Source organism: Microcoleus sp. CAWBG27 (assembly GCF_020883145.1).
Taxonomy (GTDB): Bacteria; Cyanobacteriota; Cyanobacteriia; order Cyanobacteriales; family Microcoleaceae; genus Microcoleus.
In genome coordinates, this window is sequence record NZ_JAHREU010000014.1 from 1 (window position 1) to 22963 (window position 22963).

General features: G+C 47.2%; 16 protein-coding genes. 10 read left to right on the forward strand and 6 right to left on the reverse strand.

Annotated features, from left to right (window positions below; translation table 11 throughout):
* Positions 1-330: 330 nt before the first annotated feature.
* A complete protein-coding gene (bchM, locus tag QZ938_RS10545; RefSeq protein WP_293351384.1) occupies positions 331-1017 on the reverse strand; it encodes a magnesium protoporphyrin IX methyltransferase in 687 nt (228 codons plus the stop codon).
* Between the two features lie 72 nt (positions 1018-1089).
* Between bchM and QZ938_RS10550 the strand changes: the two genes are divergently transcribed.
* Positions 1090-1830, forward strand: coding sequence for a DUF4058 family protein (locus tag QZ938_RS10550; protein ID WP_293351382.1), 741 nt, complete (start codon positions 1090-1092; stop codon positions 1828-1830).
* A 140-nt stretch (positions 1831-1970) separates the two neighbouring features.
* Here QZ938_RS10550 and nagA read toward each other — a convergent pair whose 3' ends face one another.
* Positions 1971-3200: an N-acetylglucosamine-6-phosphate deacetylase gene (gene nagA, locus QZ938_RS10555; RefSeq protein WP_293351380.1), complete on the reverse strand. Its 1230-nt coding sequence runs from the start codon at positions 3198-3200 to the stop codon at positions 1971-1973.
* A 357-nt stretch (positions 3201-3557) separates the two neighbouring features.
* Between nagA and purE the strand changes: the two genes are divergently transcribed.
* From purE to QZ938_RS10575, 4 genes are all read left to right on the forward strand, one after another.
* Positions 3558-4079 (forward strand): 5-(carboxyamino)imidazole ribonucleotide mutase, encoded by a 522-nt coding sequence (gene purE / locus QZ938_RS10560; protein ID WP_293351378.1) that lies wholly within the window; start codon positions 3558-3560, stop codon positions 4077-4079.
* Between the two features lie 74 nt (positions 4080-4153).
* Positions 4154-5767: an ammonium transporter gene (locus QZ938_RS10565; protein ID WP_293351376.1), complete on the forward strand. Its 1614-nt coding sequence runs from the start codon at positions 4154-4156 to the stop codon at positions 5765-5767.
* Between the two features lie 535 nt (positions 5768-6302).
* On the forward strand, positions 6303-7220 hold the full coding sequence (locus QZ938_RS10570) for an SGNH/GDSL hydrolase family protein (protein WP_293351374.1): 918 nt from the start codon (positions 6303-6305) through the stop codon (positions 7218-7220).
* A 623-nt stretch (positions 7221-7843) separates the two neighbouring features.
* Positions 7844-9289, forward strand: a complete 1446-nt coding sequence (locus QZ938_RS10575; protein ID WP_293144875.1) for an ammonium transporter — start codon at positions 7844-7846, stop codon at positions 9287-9289.
* Positions 9290-9614: 325 nt separating this feature from the next.
* On the opposite strand, the gene QZ938_RS10580 is transcribed toward QZ938_RS10575, so the two are convergent.
* Positions 9615-10124 (reverse strand): GxxExxY protein, encoded by a 510-nt coding sequence (locus QZ938_RS10580; protein WP_293144878.1) that lies wholly within the window; start codon positions 10122-10124, stop codon positions 9615-9617.
* A gap of 52 nt (positions 10125-10176) precedes the next feature.
* Here QZ938_RS10580 and QZ938_RS10585 point away from each other — a divergent pair, with 52 nt between their 5' ends.
* Positions 10177-11382 carry a 4-hydroxy-3-methylbut-2-enyl diphosphate reductase gene (locus QZ938_RS10585; RefSeq protein WP_293351372.1) on the forward strand — a complete coding sequence of 402 codons (1206 nt, stop codon included), beginning with the start codon at positions 10177-10179 and terminating at the stop codon, positions 11380-11382.
* Between the two features lie 343 nt (positions 11383-11725).
* Here the strand turns inward: QZ938_RS10585 and QZ938_RS10590 are convergent, their stop codons facing one another.
* The gene (locus QZ938_RS10590; RefSeq protein ID WP_293363264.1) at positions 11726-11896 is read right to left on the reverse strand and encodes a hypothetical protein; all 171 of its coding nucleotides are present in this window, start codon (positions 11894-11896) and stop codon (positions 11726-11728) included.
* Positions 11897-12435: 539 nt separating this feature from the next.
* On the opposite strand from QZ938_RS10590, the gene QZ938_RS10595 reads away from it, so the two are divergent.
* The 4 genes from QZ938_RS10595 (at position 12436) to QZ938_RS10610 (ending at position 19375) form a co-directional block, all read left to right on the forward strand.
* A complete protein-coding gene (locus QZ938_RS10595) occupies positions 12436-14379 on the forward strand; it encodes a CHASE3 domain-containing protein (RefSeq protein ID WP_293351370.1) in 1944 nt (647 codons plus the stop codon).
* On the forward strand, positions 14376-14840 hold the full coding sequence (locus QZ938_RS10600; RefSeq protein WP_293351368.1) for a response regulator: 465 nt from the start codon (positions 14376-14378) through the stop codon (positions 14838-14840). The genes QZ938_RS10595 and QZ938_RS10600 overlap by 4 nt, the downstream gene beginning before the upstream one ends.
* A gap of 746 nt (positions 14841-15586) precedes the next feature.
* Positions 15587-18514: a PAS domain-containing protein gene (locus QZ938_RS10605; RefSeq protein WP_293351364.1), complete on the forward strand. Its 2928-nt coding sequence runs from the start codon at positions 15587-15589 to the stop codon at positions 18512-18514.
* A 363-nt stretch (positions 18515-18877) separates the two neighbouring features.
* Positions 18878-19375, forward strand: coding sequence for a hypothetical protein (locus QZ938_RS10610; RefSeq protein WP_293206948.1), 498 nt, complete (start codon positions 18878-18880; stop codon positions 19373-19375).
* Between the two features lie 64 nt (positions 19376-19439).
* Here QZ938_RS10610 and QZ938_RS10615 read toward each other — a convergent pair whose 3' ends face one another.
* On the reverse strand, positions 19440-19805 hold the full coding sequence (locus QZ938_RS10615; RefSeq protein WP_039886668.1) for a response regulator: 366 nt from the start codon (positions 19803-19805) through the stop codon (positions 19440-19442).
* Between the two features lie 678 nt (positions 19806-20483).
* A complete protein-coding gene (locus QZ938_RS10620) occupies positions 20484-22829 on the reverse strand; it encodes a tyrosine-protein kinase family protein (RefSeq protein ID WP_293351362.1) in 2346 nt (781 codons plus the stop codon).
* Between the last annotated feature and the right edge of the window lie 134 nt (positions 22830-22963).

Sequence of the window (22963 nt, forward strand, 5' to 3'; positions counted from 1 at the left end):
TAACACCCGTTTTGAATTTGTGTCCTTAACAAAGGATGAAGATATCAAGGAGCCGGATGAGGCGAAAGTTTCACGTCCGGTTTTGAAGGAGAGGTAGGGGTAGTAATGCCCCTATCGACTCTAACATTCACAAACTATATTGAAATCATCTGCGTTATCTGCGGTTTCCCTATCAAGGAAAAATTAGCAAATCAATCCCAGAAAATGGATCGCTCCTGTAGGTAAGTTGTTGCGCTTGGGCGCTCTTTCATTAAAAAGCGCCCAAGCGCAACAACCTACTGCAAACCCTACGTTTATGCTAAATTAGCTTTTTAGCCGATTTTTTTTAACCTATTTCCGAACAGCTTCCAGCAAACGAGAATAGTAAAAGCTGGTGCTATTCATGGCTGTTCTGTTAATCGCAAAACCGTTGCTTTCGAGGATTTTGATAATATCAGCTTCTCGGTGCTGGTAGGCGCGGGTAGTTTTGCTCGGCCCGGGGAAAAGTTCGCCAAATTTTTTGAGCGCGGTAAGTGCTAAAGTTTTGGGGGCAAAACTGAGAATTAGTCGCGATTGGGCGATCGAACTTAGGTGAGCGATCATTTCCGCAGCCTTACTTTGAGGATAGTGGATCAGCACGTCCAGACAAATTACAGTGTGAAATTTGCCCGTCAAAGCTTCCAAATCTTGGGCTGCGAAGGAGATGTTGTACTGCTTGCCGGGAACGGCTGTCGATCGATCGTAGGCTTCTGCTACCATCTTGTCAGAGATATCGCTAGCGCAAACAATCGCCCCAGCCTCAGCTAGGGGAATGCTCAGAGATCCCACACCGCAGCCGGCATCGCAGACTGAGAGCCCGCGCAAATTACCGTCAGCTTGCAGCCAGCCGAGCACTGTATCTACAGTTTTCTGGTGCCCGGTGCGGATGTCTAGCTGAACTTTATTGACTTTACCGTCGCCGTAAATTCGTTGCCAGCGATCGAAGCCCGTGGAGTTAAAATACTGTTTGACAATATCCTTGTCATTTACCAAATTCATCTTTCTGCCTGCTGCTGAGTTATTGCCAACGATTAGACATTATAATTTTAATTAGCGCTAACTTTAAAAAATATGGTGCTACAAGATCATTTCCGCCCGCCGCTGTCAGCGCGCCGTCACTGGCACGCCTTTTACAATGCTTGGGCGACTTATATTGCATCTGACTTGAATGCCAAATTACCCGAAGGTTACTTTGCCGAACCCAACGTGCAGTTTGAAATTGAAATTGATGTAGCAGCTTTTGAGGAACATCTACCGGACTTTGATTGTCCAGAGACGGTAATTAATTTGCCAATAGATTTACCAAACAATTGGATGTCGCCCCCAGCACAAAGCATACCTTTTATACCTGTGGCGGAATCTGTACAAGTCAATATTTTTAACACAGAAGGTGGCCCGGTTTTAGCAGGTGCAATTGAATTAGTAAGTCCTGCTAACAAAGATCGTTCTAGTCATCGCTGTGCTTTTGTGTCTAAGTGCGAGACGTATTTGCGACAGGGAATTGGGTTGGTAATAGTTGATGTCGTGACTGTTAGGAAGGCAAATCTTCACAATGAATTGTTAGCCCGTCTGGTGGGAGGAATTGCTTCGCCCTTCGACGCCGAGCTCTATGCTACAGCTTATCGCCCGATCGAGCGAGACGGCAACCAATGTCTAGATATTTGGCAGGAAAACTTAGCTGTGGGTTCCACGCTTCCAGTTGTACCGCTATGGCTGCGGGGTGAGATTTGCTTGGCTGTGGAATTAAATAATATTTACGATCGAACTTGCCGAGAACACCGAATTATATCAAGTCCAGTTAATTGCTTATAAATCCTTTACTGTCATAGGGCATAGGGCATAGGGCATAGGGCATAGGGCATAGGGCATAGGGCATAGGGCATAGGGCATAGGTAACTTAAAAAAGTTGCATTATTTTTCCTCCTTCTTCCTTCTTCCTTCTTCCTTCTTCCTTAAAAAAACCGATGCCAAATCAATTCTTTTGTCGCTGCATTGAAATTCCAGCGCAACAATTGAGTTGCCGGTTTGCCGATAATTCCCGAAAGCCCGATCGCCTTTCTGGGAGAATCAGTAGCAAGGGCGATCGCACTTTCTGCGTCGCAAATCCCCCACCTTACCAAATTCTGCACTCCCGCCAACAGCGGCAGAGTTGTACCTGCCAAAGTAGCAGATTCCAGCGGCGAATGGTAATCCAATCTTACCCATGCTGTACCTTTTCTGACTTCCATTTGTCGGGAATCCCAAGGATAAACACCGTCAGGCAAACCCAAAGGAGCCAAAGCATCGCTTACCAAAAAAACGCCTGTGTCGTATCTGCCAGCACGCAGCAAAAAATCAATCATTGTCGGAGAAACGTGCTTGCCGTCAGCAATTAAACCGCATTTTACGCCCGGATAAACGATCGCCGCCCCTAACAAACCCGGTTCTCGATGATGCAAACTCGGCATCGCATTAAAAGCGTGAGTTACCATTGAAGCTCCTTGGGCAAATGCTTGCTCTGCTTGCTCTGCCGTCGCTTGGGAGTGTCCCAGACTGACGGCAATTCCCAAACTTTGCAAATAGGGAATGACTTCACCAGTGCTGTCTAACTCCGGCGCTAAAGTAATTATTTTGACAATATCGGCACAATCTCCTAAAACTAACTTGACATTTTCTATCGTTAGTGGTAGTAAAAACTCAACTGGGTGAGCTCCTCGCTTCTGGGGGTTGAGAAAAGGGCCTTCGAGGTGAACGCCGATTATTTCGGCACTTTGGGATTTATTGGTGGCGGGAGCAGCGGTTTTTGCAGTCCGCATATAATCAGCTATCGTGGAGAGCGATCGCCTAAACTTATCGAGGGAAGTTGTCACCAAAGTCGGCAAAAAAGCATCAACTCCCTGATACCATAAAAATTGACAAATTTTAGATAAAACTTCAACATCCTTGCTTTCTAAATCTGGGAAAGCTAAACCGAGTGCTCCGTTAATCTGCAAGTCAACACCGCCCAGAGAAACCCAATCACCCGCAGCGTCGATCACTTGCAAATTGGGAGGAGCAATTCGTTTAAATACTTTGTCCATCGAACAAACTTCTTGAATGATGCCCGTGTTGTCAACAGCAAGCATCTGCAAATCCTTGCAACCGGGCAGGCGAGCATTGAGAATATCTGTAGGGGCGGCAGTTGGGGTTGTGGCTTCAGTCATCCGATTTTAGATTTTAGATTTTAGATTTTAGATTTTAGATTTGCTCGCCTCGATAAATCTGCGGGCTCGTGATGAGGATGTGGAGATTTTTGCTTTCTGCACTCTTGGCTTGTCACCAAATTGCTTTCGAGCATGAGTTGGGCTACAAAATATCTAAATTTTAGAACTCTTGCTCTCGTCAAATTTACCCCCCGCAAGTCCCCCCTTATTAAGGGGGGAAACAAGAATAATCTTACCCCCTCCCCTTACTCGCTCTGAGGGTTGGGGTGGGGTGCGTTGTATTTCTGCAAGAGATCTTTTAGTTAACGCCATAACTTAAAATTACCATTAATCTGAAATCTCACATCTGAAAATTGCATGAGTCAACCGACAGTTGGAATTATCATGGGCAGCGATTCTGATTTGCCTACCATGTCTGAAGCGATCGCAGTTTGCGAAGAATTCCACGTACCTTGCTCCGTAGCAATTGTCTCCGCCCACCGTACCCCCGAACGGATGGTGGAATATGCTCAAACCGCGCACCAACGAGGTTTGAAAGTAATTATCGCAGGTGCTGGGGGAGCGGCGCACCTTCCGGGTATGGTAGCATCTTTAACACCATTGCCGGTAATTGGTGTACCAGTAGCGAGCCGCCACCTCCAAGGCCTAGATTCGCTGTACTCGATCGTCCAAATGCCAGCCGGCATACCCGTAGCAACAGTGGCGATCGGCAATGCTAAAAATGCTGGCTTGCTGGCAGTTCAAATATTAGCAGTTTCCCAGCCTCAATTGCTCGAGCGAATCCTGGATTACCGCAAAACTTTGTCCGAATCTGTAATGAAAAAACAAACTCAGCTAGAAGAGCTAGGCTATCAGAAATACCTCACTATGAACAAATAATCTCTAAACTGTTGTAGTACAATTGGAAAATTTTCGGAATCTTGCTGAGCTGATTAATTGTAAAGAGGGTGAAAATGATTAAAATCACTGTCGGAAAGAAAAAATCGAAACAATTCAGGCGGGAGTCTTTGAATTTGCCATCTGCTAACTTTTTGACAAAAGTCAGCAGGTTCAAGAAATTACAAAGGACGATCGCCCGCCTCAATCCGAGTTGGCAAGCCTGTATACCTTTAGCAGCCATCATTGTCTGCATCTGGGGATATGCAGCCGTAGCCCAAACCCCTGCGCCCGCACCAACCACCGAGGAACAATTAGCCAGCCTCAAAGTGGGCATGGATACCATGTGGGTTATGGTGGCTGGGATGCTAGTGTTCTTTATGAACGCAGGTTTCGGGATGTTGGAAACCGGTTTTTGCCGCCAAAAAAATGCCGTTAACGTGCTGGCAAAAAACTTGATCGTGTTTGCGTTGTCTACAATTGCTTATTGGGCGATCGGCTTTGCCTTAATGTTCAGCGACGGCAACGGTTTTGTCGGTACAAGCGGCGGATTTTTCCTGTGGAATGTAGCCGACAATAGCCCTGCGACAGGAGAGGCCTATCAAGGCATTTTCGACTCGCTTAACTGGGCGGGAGTACCTCTCAACGCCAAATTCTTTTTCCAATTAGTTTTTGCTGGAACTGCGGCCACGATCGTTTCTGGAGCCGTTGCAGAGCGAATTAAATTCCTGGACTTCTTAATTTTCAGCTTGCTGTTAGTAGGCATTGCTTACCCAATTACCGGACACTGGATTTGGGGCGGTGGCTGGCTACAAAAAGCAGGTTTCTGGGATTTTTCAGGTTCGACAGCGATTCACTCTGTAGGGGGTTGGGCTGCTTTGATGGGAGCGGCATTTTTGGGGCCGCGGATTGGCAAGTACCGCGACGGCGATACTGTGGCGATGCCCGGACACAATATGAGTATTGCCACTCTGGGCTGCTTGATTCTCTGGTTGGGTTGGTTCGGATTCAATCCTGGTTCGACAATGGCTGTAGATCCAAATGCGATCGCCCATATTGCGCTCACTACCAACACCGCAGCAGCCTTCGGGGGAGTTGCCGCCACCATCACCGCTTGGTTGTATCTGGGCAAACCAGACTTGTCGATGATTATCAACGGCATCTTGGCTGGCTTGGTCGGAATTACGGCTGGCTGCGCTTTCATCAACATACCCAACTCTGCCATTATCGGCACGATCGCCGGCATCGTGGTAGTTTTTGCCGTCACTTTCTTTGACAACTTGAAAATTGACGACCCTGTAGGCGCAACTTCAGTTCACTTAGTCTGCGGCATCTGGGGAACTCTAGCCGTTGGCTTGTTTTCTGACGGCCCTGGAACTGGAATTTATACCGCAGGCCCGAAAGCGGGATTGTTTGTGGGCGGAGGTTTCGATCAGCTAATACCGCAGTTAATTGGCATTATCTCTGTAGGGGGCATGACTGTCCTGCTGAGTACAATTTTTTGGGCCGCACTCAAAGCTTTGTTAGGTATCCGGGTTTCTGCTGTTGAGGAAGCTGAAGGTTTGGATATCGGCGAACACGGGATGGAAGCTTATACCGGGTTTGTCAAGGAAACTAGCTCTGGGAACAGAACAGAGAGCAGCTACGGCAGTTATTCTGGGGGGGGTGCGGACAGGACTACCAAACTTTAGAGCCAAACTCTCAAGCGTGGGACGATCGACTTTCTTCAGCTTTCTGGCCCTAGATGGGCGATTTGTACGTCCATCTAGGGCTTGATTGTGAAAAACCACAATCTGAAATCCCCCGCCCGCAGATACAGTGCCGATCGCACTCTTGAACCTTTTAAAACCGGTTTATCGTTCTGGGTTGCTTGCTAAAATCGCCCAATTTACGTTAACAAACCGAGTTGGTGCATACAGGCTAGGAAAGAAAAAATGTAACTGTATAAAAGCTCTAAATCGTGATGCAGTAAATCATTCCCCAATTTAAAATCTAAAATCGAAAAATGGAAAATCTCAAATCGCCTGATTTCTGCGCCAGAAAGTTTGGCAGGCAGATTTTTTATGGTAGAGTAGTGCCAAAAAGCAAAGTTCTGCATCGCCGTCACGCCCAACACATCACAGTGCTTGATTCTTACAAGAATTGAGGCGAAAATTGAACGGTAAAAATTGATGCAGCAATCAGTGCCAATTATTTCAGTATGGTGCCTGCAAATCGCTTGAGTTTATGGAGAAGTTTGGAGTAGTTAGCAGAAGTAGAACTCATAAATCCCTCTTGGGGATGGAAGTTAGCCGATCGAAAACTGTTCCGGTTTGGGCTTTGCTATCTCTGCTCACCAACGCGGTACTAATTGTCACAGTCGCTCAACTAATCGGTAGGGGAAACAACTTGACTGAAAGCTTCCCTGCTAGCGCTGCACTAACGCCAGAAAGCACGGAAGAACTAATTCGCTCTCCGACGGCGACAAACTCTGCAAAGGCAGTGGCAGACTTGCCCCCCGCAGGCCCCCGACACAAATGGTCTTACCAGCAGTGGGTGACGCAGTTGGGGCGGGAAGCTGAGGCTGCCGCGACAAATCGTCCCCCAAAACTGAGTGTTTTGGCTGGGGATTCTTTGAGTATGTGGTTTCCCACGAAGCTCTTACCGCCCGATCGCATTTGGCTGAATCAAGGGATTTCGGGGGAGACTTCCGTAGGTTTGCTGAAGCGATTGCAGTTGTTCGATCGAACTCTGCCCGATACGGTGTTTGTGATGATCGGGATTAACGATTTATTGCGGGGGGCCAGCGACGAAGGGATTTTGAACAACCAGCGACAGATAATCCGCGATTTGCGGTGGGCGCACCCGAAAGCACAAGTGGTGGTGCAGTCAATTTTGCCCCACAGCGGGGAAGAGTCTACCTGGGAAAATCGCGATCGACTATTAGCGATTCCCAACAGTCGGATTCGCGCAATCAATCGGCGACTGAAAGAAATTGCTAGTTCCGAAAATGCTTCCTATCTGGATTTGCAACCACTGTTTGCGGATGCTGACGGCAATTTACCAACCCAACTCAGTACAGACGGCTTACACCTTAACGAGCGAGGTTATCTGGTTTGGCGATCGGCCTTGCAAATGTTCAGTCAAATGCAGTTGAAAAATTAGTCAGTTGTCATTAGTCAGTTGTCATTAGTCAGTTGTCATTAGTCATTAGTCATTAGTCAGATATTGAAGCAAGGAGGAAGATTTTCCCCATCTCCCCCTCCTGGCAGGTACAGGTTTTTGCGTAGCAAAAACCCGCAAATCCAGACAGTGCAAGAGTCGTAGGCTTTTGCCTTGCGAAAATCTCAAACTCTTATGCGATCGGGCTTTTACCAAAAAACCTACATCTCCCCCTCTCCCCCATCTCCCCCTCTCCCCCATCTCCCCCTCTCCCCTCCCCAACTCTCCTCGCAATACTCTGCTCCCACGGGTGATGTCAAGTACCTTTGGATAGATTAAGGAAATATGATGTTTGGTATTTAGTATAATACGATACAGAATAACAGTTGTTACAAATGGTGGAATCCAAAAGGCGGAAAGTATTGGATTGATACTTGACGAATTTAGATGAGTCCGGCTATATCAAGTCCGAGGCTTGAGGATTGGGGAATTATCTATTAAAGATTTGTTCCGCTACAACAGGGACTTAAAACGAAATTAACTATTGCATCTAAAATCCTCGCATCTAAAATCGGCTTGGTCTTCCAGAAAATTGCTAATTATATTTGAGAGAAGGTGAAAGTAACGTGATCAAAAAAAGTTTCACGATCGGAATCCTAGCACTTTGGCTGTTAAGCTGGCCGCTGATGAACAATGCTTTAGCTCAAAATGCTACTGATGCTGCTCCTGCGGCTGCTGCGGTGGCGGCAAATCCGATCGACAGTGGCGATACAGCCTGGATGTTGATCTCATCAGCACTGGTGTTGCTAATGACACCCGGGCTAGCGTTTTTCTACGGAGGGCTGGTGCGATCGCGCAACGTCCTCAACACCATGATGATGAGCTTAGTCATGATGGGACTCATCGGCGTCACATGGACGCTGTGGGGTTACAGTTTGGCCTTTGACGTTTCCACTCCAGTTTCCGAAGGCTTTGGGAAAGGATTTGAAACCTTCATCGGCGGCTTCGACTGGATGTTCTTGAACAACGTCGCAGCCGACAAACCAGATCCGATCGGCTACGCACCGACAATACCGCACCAAGTATTCATGGTTTACCAGATGATGTTCGCCATCATCACTCCCGCCTTGATTTCCGGGGCGATCGTCGAACGGGTAACATTTAAAACCTATTTCTGGTTCGTGCTGCTGTGGTCAACATTCATCTACTCTCCTCTAGCCCACTGGGTTTGGGGTAGAGGCTGGCTGGGAGCGATGGGAGCATTAGACTTTGCAGGCGGCACAGTCGTACACATCAGTTCCGGCGTATCAGCGGTTGTCGCAGCTTGGGTAATCGGCCCCCGCAAAGACCACTTGAACAAGCCCCACACCCCCCACAACGTACCCTACGTCTTGCTGGGAATTGGGCTGCTGTGGTTCGGCTGGTTTGGCTTCAACGGCGGTAGCGCTTTGGGTTCAGGTTCCTTAGCAACAGTGGCTTTTGTCACCACAATGATTTCAACCGCAGCCGGCGGTTTAACTTGGACAATCATCGAATGGGTACTCAGAGGCAAACCTACAGCAGTCGGAATTGCCAGTGGCTTCCTAGCAGGATTGGTAGGAATCACACCTGCTGCGGGATACGTACTGCCAGTGGGAGCGCTGTTAATCGGCTCGATAACTTCCGTTTGCTGCTTCTTTGGCGTTAGCTTGCGAGCTAAGCTAGGATTTGACGACTCCTTGGATACCTTCCCGGTTCACGGCCTCGGCGGAACCGTAGGTGCTCTTCTGACAGGTGTGTTTGCGACTAAAGCGGTTAACGCTGCCGGAAATGACGGGCTGTTTGCCGGAAATCCGGGGCTACTTGTGACACAGTTTATAGGCGTTGTAGCCACTTACGTGTTTGCGGCTGTCGGTACTTTTGTGATTTTGAAACTTTTGGGACAGTTTATGGAACTGCGAGTGCCATCATCTGCTGAAGATCAAGGTTTGGATATCGGCCAGCACGGGGAAGAAGCTTACGGTGAGGATTTTGCCGGCGGTTTCAGTTCCTTTGAATCGGATTCTCCTTTTGCGCCGAAAAAGGTGGGCTAATTTTATCGATATCTATCGCGTAGAGATGCACTTATCTGCGTCTCTACGCTTTTTTTTAACGAACCGCGAAGGCGCGAAGAGCGCGAAGCAAGAGGAGGAAGAAGAGTTAAGATGAGAGAAGGATGCGTTTGATATCAATCGTGACCCCAATCAATCTATAACCCAACTTTCTCATTCTTCTTTCTCTTCCTTCGTGTCCTTCGCGTCTTCGCGGTTAATTCCTTCTTGGTTCGGACTGCGATCGGGATTTTGCTGGCGCTTTTTTTAATTTTTTTTAACGAACCGCGAAGGCGCAAAGAGCGCGAAGGAAGAAGAGGAAGAAGGGTTAAGATGAGAGAATTATTCGTTTGATGCCTTCTTTGAGGATGGGAACGTTGAAGTTGATGAGCAGGCCTAGGGTTTTTTTTGTCATTTTTAGATAGGAGATAACTTGCGCGTCGTGGATAGGGGCTAGCTTTTCGACAGCTTTTAGTTCGACAATTAGGATATCGCCTACTAGAAAGTCTAATTGACCTTCGCCGACGCGATGACCTTTGTAGTTGATTGCTACTGGCTTTCTAGGCTCACAAGGTATCCCCCGCAGGCCAAATTCCACTTCTAAGGATTCCTGATACACTGATTCTAAAAATCCTGGGCCCAATAACCGATGTACCTCGATCGCAGCCCCAATCACTCTATAGGCTAACTGTTCTACCTGCTCGCCCAATAGTCTCATTCTTCTTTCTTCTTCCTTGGCGTCCTTTGCGTCTTCGCGGTTCATTTCTTCTTCCCTTTCATCGATCGTACAAACAGCATATCCGCTGTTCCCTACTGAAGCAAATAATCCCGATCGCACCCAGGCCTTCTAAAATCAAAGGTAATTAACCTAGATTTGAACTCGGTACCGCATGGATACTAAAGCTTTTAAACGATCGCTCCAACAGTCTGAAAACTACCACCGCAAGGGTTTCGGACACGAAGCTGAGGTAGCTGATGTAATGGAGACAGCTTATCAAAGCAGCCTGATCCAGCAAATTCGCGACAACAATTACAGGCTGCAACGCGGCGCTGTCACCATCCGGCTGGCTGAGGCTTTTGGCTTTTGCTGGGGAGTTGAACGCGCTGTGGCTATTGCTTACGAGACTCGCCAGCACTTCCCCTCGGAACGGATTTGGATTACTAATGAGATTATTCACAATCCCTCTGTGAACCAGCATTTGCGCGATATGGAAGTTGGTTTTATTGCTGTGGAAAAGGGGCAGAAAGATTTTTCTGTGGTGGATAGCGGCGATGTGGTAATCTTACCTGCTTTTGGAGCGAGCGTGCAAGAAATGCAGTTGCTGAACGATAGGGGTTGCAAGATTGTTGATACTACTTGTCCTTGGGTTTCTAAGGTTTGGAATACTGTTGAAAAACACAAGAAAAGGGATTATACTTCGATTATTCACGGTCAGTACAAGCACGAAGAAACTGTGGCAACGAGTTCTTTTGCTGATAAGTATTTGATTGTGCTGAATTTGCAGGAAGCTGAATATGTCAGCAATTATATCTTGCACGGAGGCGATCGTGCTGAGTTTCTTGCTAAGTTTAGCAAGGCTTGTTCTGCTGGTTTTGACCCGGATGTGGATTTGGTAAGTGTCGGGATTGCTAACCAAACTACTATGCTCAAAACTGAGACTGAGAATATTGGCAAGTTGTTTGAAAAGACGATGATGCGGAAGTTTGGGCCGTCCAATCTTAACGAACATTTTCTGAGTTTTAATACTATCTGCGATGCGACTCAGGAACGGCAAGATGCTATGTTGGGTTTGGTTGAGGAAAAGTTGGATTTGATGTTGGTGATTGGGGGTTTTAATTCTTCTAATACTACTCACTTGCAGGAAATTGCGATCGACAAAACTCTTCCTTCTTATCACATTGATTCTGCGGAGCGGATTTTACCGGGAAATCGCATCGAACACAAGCCTTTGGGCGGAGATTTGGTTGTAACTGAAAATTGGCTGCCTGAAGGTAATATTGTTGTCGGCGTGACTTCGGGTGCTTCGACTCCTGATAAGGTTGTTGAGGATGCGATCGATCGCATTTTGGCGATGAAAGCCGCTGTTATTGCCTAATTCTCTGCTTCGCCACTGCACTCGGAATCCTATTTTTCGGCGTGCAGTGCGATCGTCTCCCTCGCAAACAGACTGTAGACTCCAATTGCTCTTCATTCCATCTCGATGCTGAAAATTATCTGTGTTAATCTGCGTTTATCTGCGGTTGGTTTCCCTAGCAATTTCTCCCATGCCTCCCCAAATTATTTTTTTCACAAATAATGAAAAAATCGCCTTTTTTTTGGGTAAAAAGCTTGACGCCTGGTGCTTGACAAGGTATCATTTAATAATGGGAATAGTGGCAATTTTTAAATTAAAGTTACCACTTCCATTATCTAAAATATACCCCATAAATCAGCCAAAATCAATAGGTAAAAACTCCTTTTTTTGTGCCGCGATTTGAAATATTTTGGCGATGAAAGCCGCTGTTATTGCCTAATTCTCTGCTTCGCCACTGCACTCGGAATCCTATTTTTCGGCGTGCAGTGCGATCGTCTCCCTCGCAAACAGACTGTAGACTCCAATTGCTCTTCATTCCATCTCGATGCTGAAAATTATCTGTGTTAATCTGCGTTTATCTGCGGTTGGTTTCCCTAGCAATTTCTCCCATGCCTCCCCAAATTATTTTTTTCACAAATAATGAAAAAATCGCCTTTTTTTTTGGGTAAAAAGCTTGACGCCTGGTGCTTGATAAGGTATCATTTAATAATGGGAATACTGGCAATTTTCAAATTAAAGTTACCACTTCCATTATCTAAAATATACCCTATAAATCAACCGAAATCAATAGGTAAAAACTCCTTTTTTTGTGCCGCGATTTGAAATAGTCAAAGCAGCAAAAGTGATGCCACAGAAAATGACGAATTAAGCTTAGCGAGAGAGCGAGAGATTGTATGTTCGCGGTTTCTTACTTAAGGAGGATGCCAGGAGCACCAAGACTAAAGTAGAAACAAGATGATCGCAGATTTCAGGCTTAAATTTATCTGCTTTGGGCGCCGTGTCTGCCCGAGCAGAAAATTCATCGCCCGCAGCGAGCTAAACCAAAAAAAGCGGGACTCGCGCGCCGACTATTTCATGAACAAATCGCTGACTCGCCAAATCACCGCAGGCATCGGCATCGCCTTGGGAATGCTAATTTTTAATGCGGCAACTTCCTACCGCAATACTCTGAAGTTAGTCGAAAATGAAGCCTGGGTGAGTCACACTCACCGAGTGTTAACTGAACTCGAAGTCACACTTTCGACGGTAAAAGATGCTGAAATTGGACAGCGCGGCTATTTGCTCACGGGAGAAGAACGGTATTTGGAACCATATTACAGCGCGATCGCTGGTGTCAACGTACAAGTAGTCGGATTGCAGGAGCTAATAGTTGACAAGCAGCAGCAACAGCGAACTCGTCAATTAAAAATTGCGATCGACTCTAAATTAGCCGAACTTGAGGAAACCATCAATCTGCGGCGCAAAAAAAACTTAGCAGCAGCCATGCAGCAAGTAAAAACCGATCGGGGAAAGCAAATCATGGATGGGATTCGACAGCAGGTAGCTGTGATGATTGTGGCAGAAAATCAGCTATTGCAACAGCGCGCCCGAGAATCCCAAGCCAGCGCTAATCTGACAATCCTGACTTTTACCGTTGCTGCTGTAGTAGATTGGCTGTTGCTGGTGTTGGTTTACTATTTGGTGCAGCGCGATCGCATTTTGCGCGACAATGCCCAAATCAAGCAAAATCAACTTTTAGAACAACTAGAACACGATCGCAATTCCCTGCAATTAACCGAAGAACGTTTCCGCCTCGCCATTGTTAACGCTCCACTGCCAATTATGCTGCACGCTGAAAACGGAGAAGTTTTGCAAATTAACTCCGCTTGGACAGAATTTTCAGGCTACAAATCCTCAGAAATTCCTACAATTGAAGATTGGACAGAAAAAGCTTACGGCAGCCGCAAATCCCTAGTGCAAGCAAATATTAATTGGCTGCACAAATTAAACTCGCGCCTTTCTGAAGGTGAATATATAATTACCACAGCCAGGGGTGACAAACGAATTTGGGACTTTTATTCTGCACCTTTAGGCAAGCTTTCCGACGGCAGAAGTTTAGTAATTAGTACCGCCATTGATATCACTGCACGCAAACAAGCAGAAGCGGAAATTCGGATGCTTAACGCTACGTTAGAACAGCGAGTCGAACTCCGCACCAATCAACTGCAAGGAGCTAACGAAGAATTAGAAGCTTTCACCTATACCGTCGCCCACGATTTGCGCGCGCCCTTGCGGGGAATGCAGGGATTGGCTGAAGCTTTGTTAGAAGATTACGGCGAAATCCTTGACGAACTCGGTCAAGAATATGCCCAGCAAATTGTAAATTCTGGGCAACAATTAGAAGATTTGATCCAAGATTTGCTAGCATACAGCCACCTGAGCCGCACTGATTTATCGCTGCAAGTTGTAGAGTTAGAATCTGCTGTCGCTGAGGCAATTGCTATGGTACAAGCCGATGCTAAGTCCAACGGTGCTCGCATCAGCGTGCGATCGCCCTTATTGCGGGTAATTGCCCATCGCGTTACTTTAGTTCAAGTCATCGCAAATTTGCTCGCCAATGCTATAAAATTTGTGGCAGGCGCATCGCCGCAAGTGCAGATATGGGCTGAGGAAATTCAACTGCCTCCAGAAGGAGAGACAGACAGACAGACTGCGGGAGAATGGAAAAGGGGGACAGTGGAAAAGTGGGAGCATTCGCAGTTATTGATTAGCACTGGCCAATTGCCTGTTATCAAAGCCAACGAAGACGATCGCATCATTCGTCTGTGGGTAGAAGACAATGGCATCGGTATTGCTCCTGAACATCAAAAACGGATTTTTCGCGTCTTTGAACGGCTTCACGGTATCGAGTCCTATCCCGGAACTGGTATAGGATTAGCTATTGTACAAAAAGCAGTCGATCGCATGGGGGGTCAAGTTGGTGTGGAATCTCAATTAGGACAAGGCAGTCGATTTTGGATACAACTGAGGAAAGGATGAGCCAAAGGCAGACGATTTTGCTGGTGGAAGATAGCCCCGTTGATATTCTGTTGATGCAGCGGGCGTTTCGCGATCGGATTTTTACTAATACTTCGCTGCAAATTGTCCGAGATGGAGATGCAGCGGTTTTTTATTTAAATGGTGATGGAGAATACAGCGATCGCGAGCGCTATCCTTTACCTGCGATAATTTTACTAGATTTGAAGTTGCCCAGGCGATCGGGTCACGAGGTTCTGAGTTGGCTCAAACAGCAGCCACAACTAAAACGTTTACCTGTGGTTGTTCTTACATCTTCGAGGCAAACATTAGATGTCAATCAAGCTTACGATCTAGGAGTTAATTCTTATTTGGTTAAACCTGTCGGGTTTGCTTCTTTATCGGACATGATGCAGAGTTTTGGCGAGTATTGGCTCAACCAGACCGAACTGCCGGAACCTATAGAATTTTCTGGTTTATCGTAGCGCTATCCCAATTTTTAGGGTTTATTTCCTCGTTGTCAGGCTTTTCCTCGTAACGAGAGATTTGAGATACTTCGACTTGGCTGTACAAGTTTGAGATTTACTTGTAGCGCCGTGAATCTGGGAGTTTGAACTTTGGTCTAAGATTTTGTAATCTCCACTTCTGCTGTCGTGGGCTTGTATCCATTTTTGGGTGGTCATCAGTCATTCCCAATTCTTTAATCTCAAATATAATCAAATCAAAACTGGTAGAAGTTGGTTTTGAGGTGGCGAGTCCTGTATCATCTGTTCCTGTGCGATGAATCCAAGATTGACGGGAGGCTAATCAACCTCGAAAATCGTAAGGCTGGGATTTTTACCAGAAAGAATTGGTTGAAAGCCCGCCCGCGTTTGACGGAGAAATTAAAATTAGACTATTCATTACTCCAATCCTCGGACTTAAGGGTAGAGGTTGCCCTCAAAAGTCAAAAGTCAAAAGTCAACTGTCAACTGTCAACTGTTGAAGCAAGGCATTGACTAATATAATACCCACAAGGTTCGAGAGAAGACATTAGGTTATGTATCTGTTAGCAAATACTGGGAAAAAACTACCGACAGCATAATCTGTGAGATATAATAAAATACAAGCAAATACAATGAAAAAAATCCGAGGATAGTTAATTAGCACTAAATATTGAAATAACGGGATTCCTCAATAACATATTCTTAGATTCAAGAATGTTTGTGCCAATACAAAAAGCCCAAAAACCATGCTGTCTATTCTGTTGATCGACGACAACCCGAACGATCGCCTGATGATCGAGCGAGAACTGAGAAAAACTTTGCCCGATTTAGAAGTTAAGTCGGCGATAGATGCCCCAAGTCTCGAACAAATCCTGGTCGTCGGGGGTTTTGACATGGTAATTACCGATTACCAAGTGCGCTGGAGCGACGGATTAACTATTCTGAAAAAAGTTCAAAGCCAGTACCCAAATTGTCCGGTAATTATGTGTACCGACAGCGGCAGCGAACAAGTGGCAGTCGAAGCGATGAAAGCGGGTTTGAGCGATTACGTGTTCAAAGGGCGGCACTTCAATCGGCTGGCGTCCGCCGTGCGCGAAAGTTTGGAAAAACAGCAGTTGCGGGAGAATTACGCGAGAACTTCGGCGCAGTTGGCAATTTCTGAGGAAAGGCTGAGGGTGGCTATCTGCGCCTCGCAAATGGGAACTTGGGATTGGAATATATTAACTGGCGAGGTGGTTTGGTCGGAGGGACACGAACTGTTATTCGGGTTGGAAAAAGGCAGTTTTTCGGGAAGTTATGAAGCATTTTTTGCCTGCGTTCACCCAGACGATCGCGATTCTATTGCTCGCGCGATCGCCTTTTCTTTAGATAACAAGATAGAATACCAGCACGAATTTAGAGTGATTTGGCCCGACGGCAGCTTGCACTGGATCGCGGCTAGGGGCAAGTATTTTTATGATGGTACTGGTAAATCGGTGCGATCGATCGGCGTGGTTTGGGATATTACCGATCGCAAGTTATCCGAAGCCAGAATACAGGAAAGCGAGGAAAATTTGCGCTTTGCCCTGGAAGCAGCTAACACGGTTGCTTTTTCTTGGGATTTTGTTTCCGCTGAAATCCGCGGTTTTTCCAATGCCCAAACACAGATAGGTTCGCACCCGGAGAGCGCCGTTGGTACTTTTGAAGAAAAAAAGAATGCGGTGCATCCAGACGACTGCGACAGCTTTTTGGCAGATTTGGATGCCGCACTCAGCGGCGCGGGAGTCTACGACTCGGAACACCGCCACGTGCGCCCCGACGGTTCGGTGATTTGGCTTCACGACAAAGGGCGGATGGTTTTTGACGCATCCGGTAAACCTGTTCGGCTGTTCGGCGTAGCGATCGACATTACCGCTCGCAAACAGTTAGAATACGATCGCTCCCAAGCTTTGGCGCGCGAGCGATCGTATTTGCACCGCCTGCAAAAGTTAACCTCCGCCTCAGTTGCGCTCCACTCCATGCTTTCGGTGGCAGACATCGTTCAGTTAGCAGCAGATAGCGCCCGCTCCATTATGGAAGTCCACCAAGCAGCCGTCAACCTCAGCCCTTCCGCCCAGTGGGATGTTGGAATTAGCAAGTTTTCCCTATCCGAAAAATACGCCCAGTGGCAAGATTACTGCGAAGAGCCAGACGGTACGGGCATTTATCAGGAAGTTTGCCGGCACCAACAGGCGATGCGGATGACTCAAAGCGAGTTAGAGGCTCACCAGGCGTGGCGGAAGTTCGGCAAGGCTGCCGACAAGCACCCGCCGATGCGGGGCTGGCTGGCGGTACCGCTGACGGCTCGCGATGGCAAAAATATGGGATTGATTCAGTTGTCGGACAAGTATGAGGGGGAGTTTGGGGAAGATGACGAAAATATTTTAATGCAGTTGGCTCAGGCAGTTTCGGCAAGCATCGAAAACGCGCGGCTTTATGAGGAATCTCAGCAAGCAAATCGCATGAAAGACGAGTTTTTAGCAACTCTTTCTCACGAGTTGCGATCGCCCTTAAACGCGATTTTGGGCTGGGCGCAACTGCTGCGACACCGCAGTTTTAGTCCGGCTGCTACTGCTCGGGCTTTGGAAACAATCGAGCGCAATGCTAAATTGCAAACTCAATTGATTGAGGATTTGCTGGATATTTCGAGAATTATTCGCGGCAAATTGACTTTAAATCCTTGTCCCGTAAATTTGATTTCGATGGTGGAAGGAGCGGTAAATACGGTGCGGTTGGCGGCCGATGCTAAGTCGATCGACGTGGAGTTGGCAATTCTAGATTTGGGCTGGGATACTGCTGAATTTTGCCCGCTCAAAGAGGTTTCTGGCGATCGCGAATCTCCGTTAAATCCGAGATTTTTGGTATCGGGAGACCCCGGCCGCTTGCAGCAGATAATTTGGAATTTGTTGACGAATGCGATTAAGTTTACGCCGCGCGGCGGGCGAGTGGAAATCCGCTTGGAGCGATTTGATTCGGAGGTTGAGCTAACTGTTACCGACACCGGAATTGGGATTGCTGCGAATTTTTTGCCTTACGTGTTTGAGTCTTTCCGGCAAGCGGATGCTACGATTACTCGCAATTATAGCGGTTTGGGGCTGGGTCTGGCGATCGTCCGGCAGTTGGTGGAACTCCACGGCGGCAGGGTTTGGGCCCAGAGTCCGGGACTGGATATGGGTTCGACTTTTACTTTCCGCCTCCCTTCGATTCCGGTAAATTCGATCGCCCGTGAGGAAGCGTCGCTGTTGGCTGGCGGTGGTAATTTACAGGGAGTCAAGGTTTTGGTGGTTGATGACGAGGTGGATTCGCGGGAATTTATGATGTTTGTCTTGAGCGATTCCGGGGCGGCTGTCAGGGCTGCATCCTGTGCTGCTGAGGCGTTTGAGGTGGCTTCGGAGTTTGTGCCGGATGTTTTGGTCAGCGATATCGGAATGCCTGAGGAAGACGGCTATTCGCTGCTGTTAAGGCTGCGTTCTCTGGCAACCCAAAGCGGCAGGAAGTTTCGGGCGATCGCCCTGACGGCCTATGCTAGAGATGAAGATCGCGATCGGGCTTTGAAAGCTAGTTACGATCGGCATCTGACTAAACCCGTACAGCCCGATGTCTTGGTGGAGGCTGTAGTCAGTTTGAGGCGTGCCGGCGCTAACAATTTAAAATAATTCAATTAATCATTAGTAATTATGTTAGTAGTGAGGACTTTAGCCCGCATCAAAATCCTAGGAATAAAGTCCGAACGATCAAACCTCAATCAAATTGGTTCGATCGTTCGGACTTTAGTCCGCATCAAAATCCAAGGACTAAAGTCCGAACGATCAAACCTCAATCAAATTGGTTCGATCGTTCGGACTTTAGTCCGCATCAAATACCATAACAAAAACCGTTCGTAGTGTGGACTTTAGTCCGCAGTATGTTGCGGACTAAAGTCCACACGTGCGTTCCTTACTTATGACGGTCAATCGACCGGACACGATATGATTAGCTTGTGTTAATATGCTAAGATATCCCAAAACCACGGTAATTTGGTGGACAAACTTCAGATAGACATAGAGGCAATTTGCTCTCAGATTGAGGCCTTGCGCCGCGAACGCCAACAGCTTAGCACTGGCGCGATCGCCCCAGCGGGGGATTCGCCCCAAGCCATCGCTGATGCTTACCGCCGTCACGCGAGGGAAACAGCACAAGTGTCGGCAGAAGTCAAGGGAATAGATGATGCGATCGCAGCTCTGTCTGCTCAACTGAATCAGAAACAGCAGCTATCGGTAAACTTGCAAAGAATCAGTCCGATGGAGCAGCAAGTTGAAGAGGGAAGAGAGCTCGCTCGCGGACACGCGGAACGGATTAACGAACTGGCGGCCCAATTGTCGGGAGAAGTGAAGGAACTTAAAGCCATTGCCGACCAAATTAGTCCCAGCTACTGGCAGGTTTATTACAAGCCTTTTATCACTGGTTTTAAGAGTATTTCTGTACCCTACGTGCGATCGGACGGGGATGTTTGGACTATTGTCAATCGAGTAGTTTAGAGAGGCTGCGGGATCAGAAATTGGAACCACTCAAGACATTTTTTTCTGTCCCTCTTCCTCTACTTCAACCGCGCAGCAGTTGCTTAATCGTACCCACCAATTCCTGAGGGTGAAAGGGCTTGGCGATGTAAGCGTCAGCTCCTTGTTTCATTCCCCAGTAGCGATCGAACTCTTCGCTTTTGCTCGAACACATTACCACGGGCAAATTCTGAGTTTTGGGGTCGCTCTTGAGCCGGCGACAGACTTCGTAGCCGTTCATCCGGGGCATCACGATATCCAGAACGACTAAATCCGGGCGGTTGGCTTTGATTTGCTCCAGAGCTTCTACGCCATCACTAGCTACCGTGACGTTGAGTCCCCTACCTTTGAGCAAGTCGGCGATCATCTCCCGCAGAGTGACGCTATCATCAACAACCATAACTGTACTCATAGAATAATCCCTACCAAGTTTCTGGGTTGAAACGTTCACATTAACGTTTGCATTAACGTTCACCTTCAAAGGTGTCTTTTCCTGATTGAGATTGCGCTCTGCTAGATGTAGTTTACCCACTTTTGCTGATTTCCCAATCATTTTTTAAAGAATTACCGCGAATCAAATATCCGCGCAATCTCGGTTGACACACGAGGCTATGTCCGTTAGTCTATCATTTTCTTTCTCAAATGGTACGTTTTTGAACCTCCCCACGTCTGAAGCCGGGGGATTCTTGCCCACCAATCAAGGCTCTAAGGGGACAATAAGAGTATCCCCCTACTCACTCAAACAGCTCTAAGCTGAGATTGCGTATACTTTCTGAGTCCTTCGTGTGTCTAAGTTTGAACGCTCCATACCCTGCCATTATTTGCCCTTTAACTATTCCAACTCTAGTTGGATCTGTCCGTTGCTGGGATTGCGACCTACTAGGGTACTTCAATCCGCTCTTATGTTATTCCTACTCACTTTTCGCTTCTGTTGATTATACACGGCGGTTGAAACCGCTACCGACTTATCCCCATGTCGCGCCGCCCGGGGCACGGGAGGCTCGTCTTTCGGTCAAAAAATGATGGTGCAGGTTGGTTGTGCATTTCGGGTAGAGGAGGGCGGCACGGCGCCGCTGGGATCGAAATTTGTCTAATTTTGATTTTTTGTACCTAAAGCCGATAGTTTTTGGTCGTAGAGCGTGTCTAAACCGACCGAGCGCTGCCGGTAACTGTTAGGATCGTTTTTGCAGCCGTTAGCCACGATTCCCAAAACCGAAGCTCCAGAAATTTTTAATTCTTCTAAAACTTTGCGAACTTGCGCTCGGTCTGTTTTGGCAATTTGCACGACCATAATCGTAGCGTCGGTGTGAGCTGCGATCAAGTGGGCGTCTGCCAAGCCGGCTAGCGGTGGGGTGTCATAAATCACTAAGTCAAAAAATGCTTGAAACTGCTCCATCAGATACTGCATCTTTTTGGAAGAAAGCAGCTTGATCGGATCGGGCGGAATTTGTCCTGCGGTGAGTACGAACAAATTGTCTTGATTCAAAGCTCGCTGAATCGCGTCGTTGAGGCTGAGATCCGTGGAAATGGCATCGGCTAGCCCGCGCACGTTCGGCAGTCCTAGCTTAGTATGCAGTTGCGGGCAGCGCAAATCTGCATCTACTAACAATACTCGTTGTCCGACTGCTGCTGCTATGGCGGCCAAGTGTAAAGCTACTGTAGATTTACCGTCTCCAGCCACGGCCGAGCTCACTAAGAGCGATCGAATTGCCGTACCTGCACTGAGCAAGTGAATATTGGTGTAGAGCGATCGAAATGCTTCTAAAAATTGATAGTCCAACTCCCTAAAAATACTTTGCCCCCCGATGAGCGTCGGAGGAGTAGGTTCAGTGTCGAGGGATTCGAGAACTTGCACTTGCGACTTCGACGACGAGCGAGCCGAAGTTAGTTTCCTCGGCCTCGCTGGCGGTCTGCGCCTGACTTTTTTGCTAAACGGAATCACCCCGATCACCGGCAATTTTGTGGCGATTCTCAGTGCTTCTGGAGTGTGGAAAACAGTATTTAGCACCTCTACGAGCAAGCCGACTGCTATGCCCAGCAGACTGCTTAAAATTACTGCCAACGCTAACTGTCTTTTGGTTTGTTTGACTGTAGATGGGATCGGCCTGTTGAATTTGTCTAGTGGAATTTCCGGAGGATTGATCAGCACCCAGGGTATTTGCTGCTGAGCTGCATCAATCCGCAAGGCTTCCCGTTTTGCCAAAAAGTCCGACAAACTCTTAGTAACAACTTGTTGTTCCCGCACTAAATTGTCGTATTGTCTCGTTGTTACTGAGAAATTTCTAATTTTTTGGTAGAGAGCCTTTTGCAAAGCAGTCATTTCGCGATCGCGCGCCTCAACTTCTTTGATTTGGCTTGACAAATTTCCCATCACCACTTCTTTTGCTTGTTGAGTCGCTGTTAAAACCAGTTCTTCCCGGCTTTTTCGCAGTGCTAAAACAGGCAAACTGTCATCTCTATACTGAGCTAATTTCAGGGACAAGTCTGAGTCTATTTTCTGGATTTGAGATAACAGTCCGCCGTAAGCTTGTCCTTGGGTCATCAATACGCCAATGGGGTTATTTTTATCCAGTAAATTTTGATAGCTTTGGTAGAGATTACGCATCCCTTTTAACTGTACCTGGAGTCCTACTTGCTGTCCCCGAATGCTTTGAACTTGTTCTGACAGAGATTTTCCCTCTAGCTGCGGCTCAAACAAGTTGCTATTCTGGCGCAGTCTTTGGACTTGCAGTTGCAAAACTTCGACTCTTTCTCGGAGCTTGGGCATCTCCATGTCTATAAATTTAATACCTTGATTGATGCCCGTCAGCCGCTGCTGCAAGCTATATTCTAGATAAGCTTTAGAAACCTTATCCAATACACCGTAAATTTTATTTGGGTCTGGATCTTTGTAGCGAACTTCTAAAATTTTTGTGCCTTGCTGTTTGCCATCTCTTCCGTAGCTGACGCGGCTGATCGACAGTTTTGTCATCAGTTCGCTGTAGGTTAGGTTGGGATTCCAAGCTCGCAAATCTTGAAGCACTGGCTGCATCATTTTGGGGCTGCGTAAAATCCTAATTTGGGTTTCGTAATCTACTAAACTAATTCCTTCTATATTAATTTTTGCTAAGTCGGCAGCGACGGTATTGTCTAATTGTTTGGATAGCAAACCTTCAGCGGTTGCTGGTTCTACTAACAGAGAAAATGAGCCTTCATACTCCAGCGTTATCCGTTTAGAAGCGGTGACGATCCCTGTTCCTGCGAGGGCGCTCAAAGCAATTGTGGCTGCTGCCATCACCAGGATACGGCGGCGCAGGACTCCTAACAGCCACGACAAGTCTAGCTTTTCTTCCTCTGTCTCCTCGACGAACCTATCTCTGTAGTTCTGAGCCGAGAAGTCGGGCAGTTTGCCATTAGATTTGGGTGTGAAGGGTTGGTAATCTTGTCTGCTATCCATATTCAGCCTGGGTATTCTTGAGGTTTATATTTTTGATGTTGATATTTTTGAAGCTGCCACGCCGCGACGCCAGAAATTCTATTGTTTAATTTATTCTAGCCTTTCGCAGGAATTATCCACCTCACCAGCAACAT

Bases quoted from the DNA above. Each gene is read 5' to 3' on its own strand.
- bchM (WP_293351384.1), bottom strand. From the start codon at position 1,017: ATGAATTTGGTAAATGACAAGGATATTGTCAAACAGTATTTTAACTCC.
- QZ938_RS10550 (WP_293351382.1), top strand. From the start codon at position 1,090: ATGGTGCTACAAGATCATTTCCGCCCGCCGCTGTCAGCGCGCCGTCAC.
- nagA (WP_293351380.1), bottom strand. From the start codon at position 3,200: ATGACTGAAGCCACAACCCCAACTGCCGCCCCTACAGATATTCTCAAT.
- purE (WP_293351378.1), top strand. From the start codon at position 3,558: ATGAGTCAACCGACAGTTGGAATTATCATGGGCAGCGATTCTGATTTG.
- QZ938_RS10565 (WP_293351376.1), top strand. From the start codon at position 4,154: ATGATTAAAATCACTGTCGGAAAGAAAAAATCGAAACAATTCAGGCGG.
- QZ938_RS10570 (WP_293351374.1), top strand. From the start codon at position 6,303: ATGGAGAAGTTTGGAGTAGTTAGCAGAAGTAGAACTCATAAATCCCTC.
- QZ938_RS10585 (WP_293351372.1), top strand. From the start codon at position 10,177: ATGGATACTAAAGCTTTTAAACGATCGCTCCAACAGTCTGAAAACTAC.
- QZ938_RS10590 (WP_293363264.1), bottom strand. From the start codon at position 11,896: ATGAAGAGCAATTGGAGTCTACAGTCTGTTTGCGAGGGAGACGATCGC.
- QZ938_RS10595 (WP_293351370.1), top strand. From the start codon at position 12,436: ATGAACAAATCGCTGACTCGCCAAATCACCGCAGGCATCGGCATCGCC.
- QZ938_RS10600 (WP_293351368.1), top strand. From the start codon at position 14,376: ATGAGCCAAAGGCAGACGATTTTGCTGGTGGAAGATAGCCCCGTTGAT.
- QZ938_RS10605 (WP_293351364.1), top strand. From the start codon at position 15,587: ATGCTGTCTATTCTGTTGATCGACGACAACCCGAACGATCGCCTGATG.
- QZ938_RS10615 (WP_039886668.1), bottom strand. From the start codon at position 19,805: ATGAGTACAGTTATGGTTGTTGATGATAGCGTCACTCTGCGGGAGATG.
- QZ938_RS10620 (WP_293351362.1), bottom strand. From the start codon at position 22,829: ATGGATAGCAGACAAGATTACCAACCCTTCACACCCAAATCTAATGGC.